The organism is Acinetobacter sp. ANC 4173, from assembly GCF_004331255.1.
In the GTDB taxonomy this organism is placed as follows: domain Bacteria; phylum Pseudomonadota; class Gammaproteobacteria; order Pseudomonadales; family Moraxellaceae; genus Acinetobacter.
Genome location: NZ_SJOF01000004.1, coordinates 16,641 through 33,868 on the forward strand (window position 1 = coordinate 16,641; position 17,228 = coordinate 33,868).

General features: G+C 38.8%; 13 protein-coding genes and 1 riboswitch. Of the genes, 9 read left to right on the plus strand and 4 right to left on the minus strand.

Annotation, left to right across the window (positions count from 1 at the left end; genetic code table 11):
• Positions 1-18: 18 nt before the first annotated feature.
• From E0H94_RS06445 to mhpT, 3 genes are all read right to left on the minus strand, one after another.
• Complete coding sequence (locus E0H94_RS06445) at positions 19-762, minus strand: urea amidolyase associated protein UAAP1 (RefSeq protein WP_131325656.1); 744 nt, start codon at positions 760-762, stop codon at positions 19-21.
• A gap of 29 nt (positions 763-791) precedes the next feature.
• Positions 792-888, minus strand: a riboswitch (guanidine-I (ykkC/yxkD leader).
• A 168-nt stretch (positions 889-1,056) separates the two neighbouring features.
• The gene (locus tag E0H94_RS06450; RefSeq protein ID WP_131325657.1) at positions 1,057-2,121 is read right to left on the minus strand and encodes a diguanylate cyclase; all 1,065 of its coding nucleotides are present in this window, start codon (positions 2,119-2,121) and stop codon (positions 1,057-1,059) included.
• 249 nt (positions 2,122-2,370) lie between these two features.
• Positions 2,371-3,585, minus strand: a complete 1,215-nt coding sequence (gene mhpT / locus E0H94_RS06455; RefSeq protein ID WP_131325658.1) for a 3-(3-hydroxy-phenyl)propionate transporter MhpT — start codon at positions 3,583-3,585, stop codon at positions 2,371-2,373.
• A gap of 367 nt (positions 3,586-3,952) precedes the next feature.
• On the opposite strand from mhpT, the gene E0H94_RS06460 reads away from it, so the two are divergent.
• Complete coding sequence (locus E0H94_RS06460; protein ID WP_131325659.1) at positions 3,953-5,785, plus strand: SIR2 family protein; 1,833 nt, start codon at positions 3,953-3,955, stop codon at positions 5,783-5,785.
• Between the two features lie 44 nt (positions 5,786-5,829).
• Here the strand turns inward: E0H94_RS06460 and mnmG are convergent, their stop codons facing one another.
• Complete coding sequence (gene mnmG / locus E0H94_RS06465) at positions 5,830-7,710, minus strand: tRNA uridine-5-carboxymethylaminomethyl(34) synthesis enzyme MnmG (RefSeq protein WP_131325660.1); 1,881 nt, start codon at positions 7,708-7,710, stop codon at positions 5,830-5,832.
• A gap of 263 nt (positions 7,711-7,973) precedes the next feature.
• Between mnmG and E0H94_RS06470 the strand changes: the two genes are divergently transcribed.
• From E0H94_RS06470 to E0H94_RS06505, 8 genes are all read left to right on the plus strand, one after another.
• Positions 7,974-8,318 (plus strand): hypothetical protein, encoded by a 345-nt coding sequence (locus tag E0H94_RS06470; protein WP_131325661.1) that lies wholly within the window; start codon positions 7,974-7,976, stop codon positions 8,316-8,318.
• Between the two features lie 567 nt (positions 8,319-8,885).
• A complete protein-coding gene (locus E0H94_RS06475; protein WP_131325662.1) occupies positions 8,886-9,785 on the plus strand; it encodes a bile acid:sodium symporter family protein in 900 nt (299 codons plus the stop codon).
• A gap of 111 nt (positions 9,786-9,896) precedes the next feature.
• Complete coding sequence (gene prmA / locus E0H94_RS06480; protein WP_131325663.1) at positions 9,897-10,799, plus strand: 50S ribosomal protein L11 methyltransferase; 903 nt, start codon at positions 9,897-9,899, stop codon at positions 10,797-10,799.
• Between the two features lie 18 nt (positions 10,800-10,817).
• Positions 10,818-11,699 (plus strand): DUF3426 domain-containing protein, encoded by an 882-nt coding sequence (locus E0H94_RS06485; RefSeq protein WP_131325664.1) that lies wholly within the window; start codon positions 10,818-10,820, stop codon positions 11,697-11,699.
• A gap of 390 nt (positions 11,700-12,089) precedes the next feature.
• Entirely contained in the window at positions 12,090-12,359 is a 270-nt protein-coding gene (gene fis / locus E0H94_RS06490; RefSeq protein WP_001086304.1) for a DNA-binding transcriptional regulator Fis, read from the plus strand.
• Positions 12,360-12,450: 91 nt separating this feature from the next.
• Entirely contained in the window at positions 12,451-14,025 is a 1,575-nt protein-coding gene (gene purH, locus E0H94_RS06495) for a bifunctional phosphoribosylaminoimidazolecarboxamide formyltransferase/IMP cyclohydrolase (protein WP_131325665.1), read from the plus strand.
• 127 nt (positions 14,026-14,152) lie between these two features.
• Entirely contained in the window at positions 14,153-15,436 is a 1,284-nt protein-coding gene (gene purD / locus E0H94_RS06500) for a phosphoribosylamine--glycine ligase (protein ID WP_131325666.1), read from the plus strand.
• An 884-nt stretch (positions 15,437-16,320) separates the two neighbouring features.
• Entirely contained in the window at positions 16,321-17,196 is an 876-nt protein-coding gene (locus E0H94_RS06505; RefSeq protein WP_131325667.1) for a MetQ/NlpA family ABC transporter substrate-binding protein, read from the plus strand.
• Positions 17,197-17,228 lie beyond the last annotated feature (32 nt).

Here is a 17,228-nt window from a genome sequence, read left to right on the forward strand (position 1 = left end):
GACTGTTCTCCCGTATTCTTAGCAAGCATCAGATAATGCGAAATAACGTACATTGTTTTGGAACGCACGCTGGTTTTGCGCACATGAATCACGGCAAATATCATGTTCATGCAAAGGATTGGCTTTAAACAGGGAAAGTTGAATGTCCGCTGGTTGATAAACTGGGTGCTGATCTAAAGCATGTGGTGCAGCAGACAAGCAGACTAAGCAATCCATTTCAAAGCGTAGTTCAATCACTTGATCGGTATTGTCAGTGCCTACATAAGCGAGTTCGCCTGTATCATTGGGCGCCACTTTGGAAAATAGATTGAGCGTGGCACTTAAATCGGCTTGTCCTAAAGAAAATTTCGCCATTTCCACCAATAAACCATCTACACCACTTTGATACATGGCATTGCGTGCAGCTTGAAAGTTTTGCTGACCATATTGTGCTGCGATCTGTTCTGCACGGCTTGCACCACATAGCACATCGTTCCAACCGTGTTCATCAGTAACGATGGAAGCCATGACACGTCCAAGGTCTGAATACAACACATGACCTGAACTTAAATAGGCGGTATGTTGCCCTTTCAGACTGTCTGGCATATTAAAACGCTCTAATTTATCGGCAGCATTAACACAGAACAGTGAAACATTGGCATGTTTAGAAAGTGCTTTAAAACGGAGAATTGCGCCTTTTTGAATACGTCCCGACCAGTGATGCCCGCCTTGCAAGACTTCAGTCCATAGTGTTTGGTTATTGTGATATTGCTGTAAGCCCATTGCTGTTACCTCTTCGGTGGATTCGCATGACCTCCCGGGCTTTTATCCCTCCGTGTAGTTCTTTCGAACCGTGAACTCTCGGTCTCAGACATACGCGTGCGTATCGGAACCCTAGTTCACTTTTTCATAGCAATGATTAAGCAAAGGCTGTGCCAATTTAGTATTACGGTTTTTATCATTCGTAATACTATTTTTGAGCGAAGATGATGCAAAAATAAAAAAAGGTGCTTTTTTGCACCAGAAACAAGGCAATTTCAAAAATAAATACGAAACAAATAGAGAATCTACTTTTTATTAACTCATTTCACAAATATATTGCACACCATCGCGTCCCTGACGTTTTACTTCATACAATGCCTGATCTGCCATTTTTAGCCAATCCGTCGTAGAACCTGCTGCGGCTGCCGAAGAAATCCCAATGCTAATACTCATCCGAAAATCTGGATTAATCGGTAAGCGAAAATGCCGTACTTTGTCCAAAATGGTTTGTGACAATTGCATGATTTCTTGCGAGCTGCTGTCCATCACAATCACAGCCAACTCATCACCACCGAATCGGGCAGGAATATCTTTACTTTGAATCGATTCTCTTAAGATATTAGAAAGCTCAATCAGGACATAATCTCCCATTTCATGTCCATAGGTATCATTAATGTCCTTAAAATGATCCACATCGATTAACATTAAATGAGCCGTACTATTTCCACGTTGTGTCTGTACAAAAGTGCTGGCTAAACGCTGCTCAAACAAACGGCGGTTGGGAATATGCAACCGTGGATCCATTAAGGCAATCCGTTCAAACTGTCGATTTTTCTGACTTAAATTGGTAGAGAGCTTCCGAGATAAAATACTTAAGGCAATTAAATATAAGGTTGCCAATGGAATGGTGAGCCACACTGTATGTGGGCTAAAAGTTAAGGTCAGCGGCATACCAACCAACAACCAGATGCCAATCAAGGATACGGTAAATCCTAAAATTGAAGGTGCTAAAAGTTTCCACCCTCCTGCCGCATAACGGTCTGCAATAAATACCGCCAGAATAATAAAAGATGGCATTGGACTTAAGCCCATTACCCCAATCCAAGCGCCTCCGAACATGGTGTCTAGAATCAAACTGGTTTGTTCTGATTTCACAGGATCGCTGGATCTTCGACTGATTAAGAAGGCAACGCTTGGCCAAACAAAAGCATTCACTGCCAATAAAATGAAATAGCCACTTTCGTAATGCATATCCCGTAATACAGAAAAAATAGGGAAAAAACACAAGATCGTTCCAAGCTGTCGCATAATAAAAATTCGCTTGAGGAATTTTTTCGTTCGCGTTTGTAATAATTCTTCATCAGGAACAATGTAAGACATATTTAACTAATGCCAAATGAGAATGGTTTCCTCTAATGTAGCAAATTTTATTCCCTAATTTATCCCTATCATTTAAAAAAAGTTGATATTTCTCATTTTTTGAGACTAGAACTAATTGTTCTAGATTTTATTAGCCGATTGCTGGAATTTAAGGTTCTAAATAAAAGACTTCCATAAAATACCAAACGCACAAATGTAAATCATTACACTTGTGCGTAGCTCATGATGATCGGCGGATAAAAGATTATTTTATTTTTGCTCTTGCTGAGCTTTAAAACGTGATAATGCCGTGACTGCAATTGCCGAAAGAAGAATTCCCGGAGCACTTGCCACCAAAATACCCGTTGTACCCAAACCCAAGGCTAAAATTTTACCTGTCAGTAATGGCCCCGTCATTGCCCCTAAGCGCCCCAAAGAAATTGCACTGCCTACACCTGTGACTTTACCCGCGCCTGAATAAAAGATTGGGGAAATACCGTATAAGATCGATTGGCCACCCGTAGAAAAAATCCCTCCAAGAACACCAGCAACAATTAATACAGCAACCACTTTACTGGTAAACAGCAACAATAGCGCGACAAATAAACCTGAATAGATAATCACCGCCATCTGCCATAATTTCAAACGATCTAACAAGTAACCAAAGCAAAGCGTACCAATCACAGCGCCTACCTGAAACACCAACATCACTAAAAATGCTTGCTGCTTTTCTAAGCCTTGTTCCATCAGCAAGTTCGGTAACCAGCTAATTAAAATATAGTTCACCATCAAGGTAAAAAAGAAACTCACCCAGAGTGGTAAAGTCTGTTTAAATTTTTGCTGCTGAAATAATACTTCAGTCATTGCAGGGACAGGTGCTAGGTCAGCATTTTCGACAAGCATCGTTTGCTTCGGTTTATCTTTTAAGATAAATGCCATAAATGGAATCAATACCAATGGGCTGATCCCACCAATCAGGAACAATGTCTGCCATGGAATATCTTTAAAATAAATCGCAAGACCTGCCACAAAAATGGCACCTACAGGCAAACCGCAATACATCAAACTGTTTAATTTTCCGCGGTTAGCTTCCGTGGCTTCATCACCGACCACTGAAATCATGGTTGGCATTGCTGCACCCAAACCTAGCCCCGTGAAAAAGCGCGCGAGATATAAAACTTCTACATTTGGTGCGATTGCTGTAATACTAAAAAACACCCCAAAGATCGCAATAGACAGCATCAGGACTTTCTTTTGCCCTAAATAATCAGCAAAGCGTCCACCAAAGAATGCGCCAAACAGCATGCCAAATACACCAAGGCTAAATACATAGCCCATTTGTACTTGATCTAAACCAAAGGTTGCTGCGATTCCTTTTGCTGCAATACCGGGGGCTTGTAGGTCGAAACCTTCAAAAAAAGCCACCCAAAAACACAAAAATACGATGAGGAATTTCTGCATTTTTCCCGTGTTTGTTTGAGCCATAATTGATCTCCATCAATAGTTTGCAAGTTGGCTAAAACTTGTAGGGCTATTTTGAAAGGTATCACTGGCGAGAAATAGCACGACAATGGTCGGGATTGCTTCAAGGTATACAACATCAAACCTATTAAATAAGACCTGAACCATATAATTAAATGAATAAATAGAATTTCAGACCAAATTATTTATATAAATTTCAATATCTTAATATTTAACTAGTTTTAGGCTATCGAACGATCAGAACTGACTATACTTTTCTTTTTTTCTCTAAAATTGGTAATACATTGCATCTCTTTAGTTGAACTCTACTTTTATTATTCAAATTCATCGTATACTCGAATAAGTCATCAATTTTAATAACTTAAAGATAATGAGCTTTAACGTAAAAGAAGTCGCACAGCTTTTAAAACAAGCCAAAGAAAATGAAAAACCATATGTATTCTTTACGGGTGCTGGTTGCTCAGTGAAAGCAGACGTTCCAACTGCAACAGAACTCATTCAAGAGATTTGCAAGAAATTCCCAATCCAAGTCAAAAATATTGATCCAGAAAAAGACAAGTACAATTACGGCAAGTATATGTCTGCTTTAGATAAATCTGAGCGTAGGGAATTACTTAAGCCACACATTATCGACAATAAAAAAATCAATTGGGCACATATTGCTCTCGCTTGCCTTATGCAAGGTGGATATATCCAACGTGTTCTAACCTTTAATTTTGACAGCATACTGTCACGCCCTTGTAATCTTCTAGGCTTACACCCTTCTATTTATGATTTTGCAACTGCCAACCCACATCTTTATCATTTAATTAATGATCCGTCTATTGTTCACTTACATGGGCAAGGGACAGGATTTGTTCAACTGAATACGCGAGAAGAAACACTAAAGCATACCGAAAAATTGGGAGATTTTATTGCTTCAACTTTAAACTCAAATCCAAGTTTATTTATTGGCTATAGTGGTAATGCAGACGAATTTTTCCCCCTACTCGAGAAAAAATATTCAGAACAACATCGTTTAATTTGGACAGGGCGGAAAGATAATCTTGATTTAATTGAAGTAGAGCCAGTTAAAGGTTTTTTAAAAAAGAATAATAATTTAACACATTATATTGGCGGTATTGATGCTGACGACTTCTTAATCCAACTAGCAAAAGAACTTGAATGTTTTCCACCAGAGCTTTTTTCTAATCCTTATAGGTTCTTAAACCAACAACTTGAAAATATACAACCTTACCCATTGGGAGATGGATTAGATATCCTTGAGAATCTGACTGGATATCTAAAAGAACAAGCTAAAAAGCCTTTAAATAAAAGCTTATATACCGCTGTCATACATAAATATCCAAACAAAGAATCTACTCAGGGACTTGCTGAAAAAGCCATTGATGACATTATGTGGGCATATAATAAACAAGCAGTTATATTTTTAGAGAATCAGAATTTTAATGAATGCTTTCGAATTTATGAACAAGCCCTGTCAATTTCTGACAGTCATTTAGGATGTAATCTTAATTTTTCGGCTGCTAAATTAAACTTAGCGATTAATAACCCCCAAGAGTCTCATTTTTCTGATGCAATACAATATGCTGAAAGTGTCCTATTAAAATTTCCAAATAATTTAAATGCTTTGATAACTCATGCGAATGCTATTCTTGGATTAGCTCGTTTTACAAAAGATGATAAATTATTAAGTAAAGTAATCTCAATGTATGAAGAAATTTATCAAAATGATAACAATCATACCTATTATCTAGAAAACTTTGCTTTAGCACTTTCTGATTTAGGGAGTATTAAAGAAGATAAAAAATTAATCAAAACATCTTTTATATATTATGAGCAGTATTTAGCCCATCAAAAAAATGATATTCAAGTGCTAGAGAATTATATATCTGCTCTTTTCAATTATTACCACCTCGAACCAAATGAAGAGTTGCTTAATCGTAGTATCGAACTCATTCAGACAGTATTAACAAGTAAACCTAAGGATACCTATAACTTAGCTTGTTACTATTCATTAAAAAATAATCAAGAACTATGCAAAGAAAATCTACTGAATGCAGAAAAGCATAATACGCTACCTTCAAATCCACATAAACATCTTAGTGATGATCAAGATTTAAACAATATACGTCAAGAACAATGGTTCAGTAATCTTCTCGAACGTTTAAAAGAAAAAGAAGGAATAGCTAAAACCGCTTAAATAAAAAACCCGCTCTAAGGCAGGTTTTTTCAAATCAAATCTGCTTAAGCAGATTTCTTGGTTTGTGCATTCTTACGAATCGTAATCATCACCAACTGTATTGCTGCCGGCGTTACACCCGGAATACGACCTGCTTGTGCCAAAGTATCTGGACGCACATCTTTCAATTTTAAAGTAATTTCACGAGATAAACCTGAAACTACATCATAATCAAAGTCGGCTGGAATTTTGGTTTCTTCCAAACGCTTCATTTGCGCGACATCTTCATGCTGACGGTTAATATAACCTGCATATTTCACCGCGATTTCAATTTGATCACCCACTTGTGCAGAGACTTCAGAACCTGTGAGTTCTGCAATTTGAGCAAATGAAATATTCGGACGTTTGAGCAAATCAATCGCAGAACACTCTTTCGATAAATCCGCACCTGTCATTTCGACAAACTTTTTACCCATCGGGTTATTTGGTGCCGCCCAAAGGTGTTGTAAACGACCTGTTTCTTGCTCAACGGCTTCCATTTTTTCACAATAAGCCGCCCAACGTACATCATCCACCAAGCCCATTTCACGACCCACTGGCGTTAAGCGTTGATCCGCATTGTCTTCACGTAACATCAAACGGTATTCGGCACGTGAGGTAAACATACGGTACGGTTCTTTCGTACCTAGCGTAATCAAGTCATCTACCAACACACCCATATACGCTTCATCACGTTTTGGTGTCCATTGCTCTTGATCCCATGCACGACGCGCAGCGTTCAGACCTGCCAATAAACCTTGTGCACCCGCTTCTTCATAACCTGTCGTACCATTAATTTGGCCCGCAAAATACAGGTTATTAATGGCTTTGGTTTCTAAAGTAAATTTCAATGCTTGTGGGTTGAAGTAATCGTACTCAATGGCATAGCCCGGACGTAAAATATGCGCATTTTCCATGCCGCGAATCGAACGTACCAATTCAAACTGCACATCAAATGGAAGTGAGGTCGAAATACCATTTGGATAAAGCTCATGTGTATCTAAGCCTTCAGGCTCTAAGAACACTTGATGTGAGTCTTTATCCGCAAAACGGTGAATTTTATCTTCAATTGATGGACAGTAACGTGGACCCACGCCTTCAATGACACCAGTGTACATTGGTGAACGGTCTAAACCGCCACGGATAATGTCGTGGGTTTTTTCATTGGTATGAGTAATGTAGCAGTTGACTTGTTCAGGGTGCATAGATACATCACCCATAAATGACATCACAGGAGATGGGAAATCACCTGGTTGAGGAGTCATTACAGAAAAATCCACAGAACGCGCATCAATACGTGGTGGTGTACCCGTTTTTAAACGGCCTACAGGTAGATTCAACTCACGTAAACGGTGTGCGAGCGAAATTGATGGTGGATCACCTGCGCGACCGCCACTTGATTTTTCAAGCCCAACGTGGATTACACCACCTAAGAAGGTTCCCGCAGTCAGTACAACAGTTTTCGCATCAAAGCGAATACCCATTTGGGTCACAACGCCTTTTACAGTATCGCCGTCAACAATCAGATCGTCTGCTGCTTGTTGAAAAATATCCAAATTGGCTTGGTTTTCTAAAGTGTCACGAATCGCAGCTTTATAACGTACACGGTCAGCCTGCGCACGTGTCGCGCGTACTGCTGCACCTTTACGTGAATTTAGAATACGGAACTGAATACCACCTTTGTCGGCAGCCAATGCCATTGCACCGCCCAAAGCATCAATTTCACGGACTAAGTGCGATTTACCAATGCCACCAATGGCCGGGTTACAGCTCATCTGCCCTAAAGTCTCAATGTTATGAGTCAGGAGTAAAGTCTGTCGACCCATACGCGCCGCAGCAAGCGCTGCTTCCGTACCTGCGTGACCGCCACCGATAACAATGACATCGTAAACTTTAGGATAATGCATAGTGGTATAGAGAGAAATAAAAAGAATGACAGAGTACTATATCAAATTTTGCTGAATAAGTTGACCAAACAACTCAATTTTATTTTTAAAACATTTCCTATTGAATGTTGCATATCGCTACATAAACACTATTGAGCTGTCTAATAATGAAGCAATTTAACACAATTTTTCAGCACTTTTTACCTGATCTACACTGTTTTATTTTGGCTATTTTTTATTCTATTAAGGAGCGACATTAAAAATATAGGAACAAGGTACGCATCATGAATAAAAATATTCTACTCTCTGCTCTGCTCTGCGGTTTATGTCTTACTCCATTTGCGACTCAGGCAAATGATAAAGTTGAAACCACCTACAACGCGCAAAGATATATGCAGGTCTGTAAAGGAAAAACTCAAGGCGCTCCTGTCAGTTTTGCTTACCGTGGCATTATTTGGAATGGAACCTGCGAACCACAATTCTTTAGTACTCATAAAGCAGTGAAGGGAAATGAATCTGAATTAATGACAGCATGCCAAACCGATATGGCCGCTAAATCTGTCATGATCAACGGAATGGAAGTAAAAGGAAAATGTGCTTTAGGTTTCACTGCCCCTTATCCTAAATAAACTGCAAGTCATTCACAATTATCCCCTCTTTAAGTGGTTAAAGTGTTTCATCTTTGACCACTTTCCCTATCAAATTTTATGAGTGATAAACCGCTCAAATCATGCGTTAGCAACCAATAAAATCATAAATATGATGAGAACTGATTGGTCACGCTTTACAGTCATTTTGACCATAAAATCTACTTGTCATTTTTAAAATTGAAAAAACTCCAACTGAATCCACACTTGAAAATAACTTTTAAATAAAGTGAATATACAGCATAAAATTAATTTTAAACCTTAAAAAAAACAAAGGTTTATTTGCGAGAATAGATCATATAATTAAATTTCAAAAAGAGCTATCCATCACATTAATCATTCTGCATTAAAAATCAATGCTCCCCCACGTAAGCACGTAGCATTGTGCATAAATGTTATTTGCAACTTTTATAAATACATTATGATTAAAATGATTGTGTATCGCTTCGGCGAAAGACTCCTCACAAAAATAACCACAATCTCAATCAAAAACTCAGGATCGAGTTTTACTGATTTTAAAATTAAATTGATTTAACAATAGGAATAAAAATGGATTCAGGATTGATTACCGTTATTTTACCTCTCGCTTTAGCAATCATTATGATGGGCTTAGGTCTTGAGCTCACCCCGAAAGATTTCGCACGCGTTACCAAACAACCCAAAGCCGTGATGATTGCTTTATTTACACAATTGATCCTTCTTGTGGGTATTGCATTTTTACTGTGTAAACTTTTTGCACTTCCACCACTTCTGGCTGTTGGCGTCATGCTTCTTGCAGCTTCACCAGGTGGCACAACTGCCAATTTATATAGTTATCTCTTTAAAGGCGATATCGCATTAAACATCACCCTTACAGCAATTAACTCCGTGCTTGCAGCAGTAACCCTACCTTTAATTGTCAACTTCTCGATTCAGCATTTTGTTAATGATGGTCAACAAATCAATTTGCAGCTTGGGAAAATCATTCAGGTCTTTAGTATCATCATTGTGCCTGTTTGTATTGGTATGGCCATTCGTCACTTTGCCCCAAATTTCACACAGAAAATGCACCGACCTGTTCGCATTTTCTCCGTGGTGTTTCTAATTTTAATTATTGCAGCTGCATTTATTAAAGAAAGAAATAATATTGCGCAATATTTCACGCAGGTTGGTGGCGTTACCATTCTATTCTGCATAATTAGCTTAACACTTGGCTATGTATTACCACGACTCATTTCGGTAAACAGCGCGCAAGCACGTGCCTGTGCTTTTGAAATTGGAATACACAATGGAACACTTGCCGTCACCATCGCCATGACTGTGATTGGAAATACTACTGTAGCCATGCCTGCTGCGGTTTATTCTTTATTTATGTACTTTATCGCTGCGGGATTTGGCCCGTTGTTGAATAAATTAGAAGGAACACCAAAATCTGTTCAGGATGACAACCCAATCAACCTAGAATCTTAAAATAAAAAAAGGATGCTTCGGCATCCTTTTTACAGTTATATGAAAGTGTAGCTGTAAGTGCTGCTCTCAGTTACAATGTGCGTTTTAGAAAAGCAAAGTTTGGGTTATTCCGTGAAGTGGTTACAAATTCATATTACTGTTGATCAAGTACAAGTCGATTTTACAGAAACCTTATTAAGTTCTTTGGGCGCGGTTAGCGTGACTTTGGACGATGCTGAAAATCAAGACTTACTTGAGCCACTTCCAGGTGAAACACCACTTTGGAATAAAGTCATTGTGACGGGTATTTATGCGCAAGAAGATAATGAAGAAATTGATGTCGCTGCGTTAGAAACCTTCATTCGCGCACAAATGCCAGATGCTCCTTTGCGTAGTGAGTACTTAGAAGATCAAGTCTGGGAAAGATCTTGGATGGACTATTACGAACCCATTCAAATCAGTGAAAAATTCTGGATTGTGCCTGAATGGTTAGAGCCACCAGAAGCGGATGCGGTCAACATTAAACTGGACCCAGGTTTAGCTTTTGGTACAGGCAATCATGCAAGTACCTTCTTATGCTTACAATGGCTTGGCAAAACTGACCTTAAAGATAAAATCGTGATCGACTACGGATGTGGTTCGGGCATTCTTGGTGTTGCAGCCTTACTTTTAGGTGCGAAAAAAGTCTACGCTACAGATATTGACCCACAAGCGATATTAGCAACCCAACAAAATGCTGATTTAAATGGTGTGCTTGACAAAATTTTTGTGGGTTTACCTGATGAATTCAATGAAACCTTTGGCAGCCAAAAAGCCGATGTATTAGTGGCAAATATTCTAGCGGGCCCATTAATGGCTCTTGCGCCTGAGTTTGCAACTTTAACTAAATGTGAGGCAGAGTTCGCACTTGCAGGTGTAATTGAAGAGCAAGTTGCTGATGTTTCTAGCATTTACTCAGAATTTTTTGATATATTAGAAGTTGAAACACGTGAAGAAAACTGGTGCCGTATTTCAGGCAAACGCCACAAATCCTAACTATCTAATTTAAAAACTATGAGCGAAAAACAAACCAGCTGTCCTGAGTGTCTAACAATTTATCGAGTCTCCGTGGCTCAACTGACTGTTGCTCAGGGCATGGTTTGTTGCCCAAAGTGTTCAACTACGTTTAATGCTTTAACACATTTAATCAATCAGCCCTTTGGTCAGCTTGCAACCTACCCTGCATCGGATGATCATTTTGACTCATCTAATCAAGAGACTGACTTTCGCCATCAAATGTCCAACATTGCTTTTGAACATTCTTTGTCGAATCGTCAACAATTACTTGAAATTTTTGATCGAAAAATTGAACACTCCAATATTGACTTAAAAACGTATTTAAACAATCTCAATTATTTTAGTACTGATCCGATTGGAAACTTCCCTGCACTTAACCTTGCAGAAAAAGATGTAGAGCACAAACCACGTAGCCCTATCTATTATATGATGTGGGGCATCATTAATATTGCATTAGTTCTATTATTATTGTTCCAGTTCTTTTGGTTTAACCCGCATTACTTAAAAAGTAGCCCTAAATTAGCCGCGAGCTTTAACCACGTTTGCGCTTTGTTCAAATGTAAAATACAACAACAGAACTATACTCTTATTAGTGCCACCAAAGTAAAAGCCAAGCGTATTGAAAAAAACAAAACACTATTTACAGGTGAATTAATCAATTATTACGATAAGAGCATTCCTTTACCTATTCTTAAAGTTATTTTACGTGAACAAGGCGTAGAAACTGGTAGCGTCACACTACAACCCAAAGAATATTTGGCAGACAATTTGGTTGGTATTGAACGTATCCCTCAAAAAAGACCATTTAAAATCCATTTTGAGCTTCCAGTCGATCGAAAAAGCTTTGATGACTATAGTTTAGAAATCATTGAACCTTAAAAAATGAAAAAACTACAAAAAAAGTAAAAAAAAAGTAAAAAAAAATGCAGTTTTCTTGCTCACTTTTTCTAAGACAATGGTATCATACGCGCCACGAAAGCTTTGTGCTGCAAACTCCTCGCTAATTTTCACAACAACTACTAGTTTTGCCAATGCGCTTTATTCCAGATAATGCGTAGGGTATCTATTTTTTGTTTTGATTTGATCAGTAACAAATATTAAACTATTGTTACGTATGTTTTTTGATCAATGCGACTGAATTGTGGCAAGCTAAATGTACGAGTTTTAGAACTCCATTTTAGGATCTAAAACGGAGTTCATTTATTTTTTATAGACAACATTAATATATCGCTTTACCCAAGTGGTATCTGATTTTTCGGATCAATTCGCATGAATAGCAAATCTCCTATTTTTACTGCACAATCTGATGTTGCTCTACGTATTCACGTAGATCGCGCAGTTCGCCATTACTTTGCTCAATTGCAAGGCGAGCAACCTTCTCAGGTCTATGACATGGTGCTAGCAGAAATGGAGAAACCTCTTTTATCTGTAGTTCTTGAGTATACGCGTGGTAATCAAACACGTGCTGCCGAGATTCTTGGACTGAACCGTGGCACTTTACGTAAAAAGTTGAAAGCTCACGGTTTAATGAGTGAATAAATGATAAAATGCTTGCGGCTTCCGCAGGCATTTTTTTTACCTGCTATTTTTAGCTTTTTTGTTTTAATCCTTGATAACTGTGACGAAGATCATGACCATTAAACGCGCATTAATCTCTGTTTCCGATAAAACTGGTATTGTTGAGTTCGCTCAAAACCTTTCTGCTCTAGGGGTAGAAATTTTATCAACTGGCGGTACATATAAGTTGCTTAAAGACAACAACATCGCAGTTGTAGAAGTTTCAGAGCACACAGGTTTCCCAGAAATGATGGATGGTCGTGTAAAAACTTTACACCCAAAAATTCATGGCGGTATTTTGGCTCGTCGTGGTTTAGACGAAGCAGTAATGGCTGAACACAACATCGATGCAATTGACTTGGTGGTTGTGAACCTTTATCCGTTCGCTGCAACAGTCGCTAAACCAAACTGTTCACTTGCAGATGCGATTGAAAATATCGACATCGGTGGCCCAACAATGGTTCGTGCTGCTGCGAAAAACCACGCCTCTGTAGGTATTGTGGTAAATGCTACAGACTATGACACTGTTGTTGCTGAACTGAAAGCAAATGGCGCTTTGTCTTATGAAACTCGTTTTGACTTAGCCGTTAAAGCATTTGAACATACAGCACAATATGACGGCATGATTGCTTCTTACTTAGGCGCGCGCGTAGGTAAAGAAGAAGGTCAAGCTGACAAGTTTGCACGTACTTTCAATACTCAATTGAACAAAGTGCAAGATTTACGCTACGGTGAAAACCCGCATCAATCAGCTGCTTTCTATGTAGAATCAACAGCGACTGAAGCTTCTGTTTCAACTGCTAAACAATTACAAGGTAAAGAATTATCTTATAACAACATCGCAGATACAGATGCCGCACTTGAATGTGTGAAATCATTTGCAAAACCTGCTTGCGTCATCGTTAAACACGCGAATCCATGTGGCGTTGCAGTGTCTTTAGATGGCATTCAAGCAGCTTACGATCTTGCGTATGCAACAGATCCAGAATCAGCGTTTGGTGGCATCATTGCATTCAACCGTGAATTAGACGTTGCAACAGCACAAGCGATTGTTGACCGTCAATTCGTGGAAGTGATCATTGCACCAAGCATCGCTGAAGGCGTCCTTGAAGTCACTGGCGCGAAGAAAAATGTTCGTGTACTCGTTTGTGGTGAATTACCAGTGATTGATGCACGCCAAGCTCAACTTGACTACAAACGTGTGAATGGCGGTTTATTGGTTCAAGACCAAGACTTAGGCATGATCACTAAAGATGACCTAAAAGTCGTAACTAAACGTGCCCCTACTGAACAAGAAATTGACGACATGATTTTTGCATGGAAAGTTGCAAAATATGTGAAGTCGAATGCCATTGTTTATGCGAAAAACCGCCAAACAATTGGTGTGGGCGCAGGTCAAATGAGTCGCGTCAACTCAGCACGTATTGCAGCAATTAAAGCTGAACATGCAGGCTTAGTGGTTGAAGGTGCTGTAATGGCGTCTGATGCATTCTTCCCATTCCGTGATGGCATTGATAATGCAGCGAAAGCAGGCATTAAGTGCATTATTCAACCAGGTGGTTCTATGCGTGATGAAGAAACCATTGCAGCAGCTGATGAAGCTGGTATTGCTATGGTGTTCACAGGAATGCGTCATTTCCGTCACTAATTTCGGATTTCGACTGTAATGACTTTGTCATTCGTATTAATTAAAACAGATTTCTAAATCTTGCATAAAGTCTTCGGCGTTTCAGCGGAAGACTTTATGTCATTTTCGATTCATGGAGTATGAACCGATGAATATTTTAGTTTTGGGTAGTGGCGGTCGTGAACATGCATTGTCATGGAAAATCGCTCAAGATGAAAAAGTAGCTAAGGTATTTGTTGCACCTGGTAATGCAGGAACTGCAACTGAAGATAAATGTGAAAACATTGCATTAGACATTCAAAATAATCCTGCAATTATTGAATTTGCTCAAAATAATGCGGTTGATTTAATTGTGGTCGGCCCAGAAGCTCCACTTGTAAATGGTGTAGTTGATGCATGTCGTGAAGCAGGTCTTAAAATTTGGGGACCTACTCAATTTGCTGCACAGCTAGAAGGCTCAAAAGCTTTCGCGAAACACTTCTTAAAACGCCATAATATTCCAACTGCGTTTTATGATGTGTTCACAGAAGTCGATGCAGCAAAAGCTTATGTAACAGAACATGGTGCTCCTATCGTAATTAAGGCCGATGGTCTTGCTGCGGGTAAAGGCGTAATTGTTGCAATGACCAACGATGAAGCGTTTGCAGCGATTGATGACATGTTAGCTGGAAACAAATTTGGTGATGCCGGTTCTCGTGTTGTCGTTGAACAATTCCTTGCAGGTGAAGAAGCCTCTTTCATTTGTATGATCGATGGTGACAACATCCTGCCAATGGCAACTTCACAAGATCACAAGCGTATCTTTGAAGGTGACCAAGGTCCAAATACGGGTGGTATGGGTGCATACTCACCTGCTCCAGTGGTTACCCCTGAAGTCTTTGATCGCGTCATGGCTGAAATTATGCGTCCAACTGTGGAAGGCATGAAAAAAGATGGTCATGTTTACACTGGCTTCTTATATGCAGGTCTCATGATTGATGAACAAGGTTCACCTCGTGTAATCGAATTTAACTGTCGTTTTGGTGACCCTGAAACACAACCGATTATGATGCGTTTAAAATCTTCACTGGTCGATTTGGTTGAAGCTGGTATTGCAGGTAATCTTCCAGCAGAAGCTGAATGGGATGAACGCAAATCAATTGGTATCGTTCTTGCCGCTGAAGGCTACCCAGAAACCGTTCGTAAAGGTGATGTGATTTCTGGTCTTGGTCAATCCCCTGAGAACACCAAAATCTTCCATGCAGGCACAGCAATGAGCGCTGACGGTCACATCTTGACTGCGGGTGGCCGTGTTCTATGTGTCACAGCGCTTGGTGATACTGTACTTGAAGCGCAAATCAATGCTTTAGAAGTTTGTGGTCAGGTTACATTTACTGGTATGCAATATCGTACAGATATTGGTTATCGCGCTATTGCACGTGAAAATGCATAACTCGCATTGATACGGTAGTAGAAAAACCCGCTAATTTTGCGGGTTTTTTAATTTTATCATTACCCAGAAAGGCTGCAACTCAAGCAAAAGCTTCATACTTCATGCAGCAAGTTTCTCTCTTTTTTAACACCTAGCTCAGAGGATCGTGGTATTGATTACAAACTTGAAACCTTGATTTTAAGCTCCCGTGATGACCTTCCAAACCTATTTTTGCAAACGCGACTGAAATATAGCTTTAGATTTCTTACATCAAGCAATTCATGACCTTAGCTAAACGCCACAAACTCAATTTTAGTTTTGCATATAAAAAACTAACTTACGCAGACTCATCACAAATATTCTAAGCATTCATTTAAATGCATGAAAAAATTAATAATTTCATATTGTTAAAACACTTAAACATATTCAATTTTCATTAATTATTCATTTTTAGCATGTCTATTGGATAAAATCTTATAAAGCATAATATTTCAGCACAATTAACAAATTCAACAGATTAATTTAAAATAATATATTGTTTTTATTGTTATTTTATTTAAAACCTACATTTTCTTTTGCGACTAAATAGATAAACATTGCATTCTTATTCACTATATTGAATATAGTTTTATTGTTATCATAGCCTAACTTTTTAAGACTTCAAAAGCTGTTTCAACAGTAATACGATGTGATTTCAATATCATAACGTGAAATTTTGAATTTCTTAATGCGAAATTATTTTGGTCTTGTTGGGATGACGCGAACTTTTAGCTCGGTATATAGCTAGAAATCGCAAAGTACCGAATTTTTATCAGACAACTTCATTCATCGTGAGCATCGGATATTTATTTAGCATGTCTTTATAATGTGAAACGATGAAATGATGTCTGTACTAGGAAATATTCATGAAAAAGCTATTTAGCGTTTTATTGAGTGCATCTGTGTTAACACTCAGTGCCTGCAGCAAACAGGAAGCTCCTGCTACTGAAACCAAAACTGATGCAGCAACAACTACCGAACAAACCGTAGTCATGGCTTCGACGGGTTCTGACGCTGATATTTGGCGTTTCATTGCGACTCTTCCTGAAACGAAACAAGCAGGCATTAAGCTTGAAGTGAAGAACTTTACTGACTACGTTGCAATGAACACTGCTGTAGCCAATAAAGAAATCGACATCAACGCATTCCAATCGTATGCTTACCTTGTTGCATTCAATGCCAACAATAAAGATAAGATTGCGCCAGTGTCTACGACTTACCTTGAACCAATGGGTATTTACTCAAGCAAAGTGAAAAAGCTTGATGAATTCCAAAATGGTGCAACCATTGCCATTCCTAATGATGGTGCTAACGAATCACGCGCATTGTTATTGCTTCAATCTGCTGGCTTAGTAAAATTAAAAGCTGGTTTTGATGATGTAAAAGGTACACCTGCTGACATCGTTGAAAACAATAAGAAAATCGTCATCAAACCAATCCAAATGGCAACTGCTGTTCGTGTTAAAGATGAAGTAGATGCAATTGTTTTGGGTAACACATTGGCTATGGAAGGTGGATTAAACGTATTGAAAGATGCGGTTTTCTACGAACCTGTTGACCAAAGCACTAAAATGAATGTAAACATTTTAGCCGTAGCTGAATCACGTAAAGATGACCCTGTATTGAAAAAAGTAGGCGAGCTTTACCACACCAAAGCGGTAGAACAATATGTTCAAGAACACTTTGGCGGGACTAAAATTGATGTAAACAAACCTGTTAGCTATCTTACCGAAAGCAAATAGTAATATAATGCTGCAAACAAAACAGGCAAAGT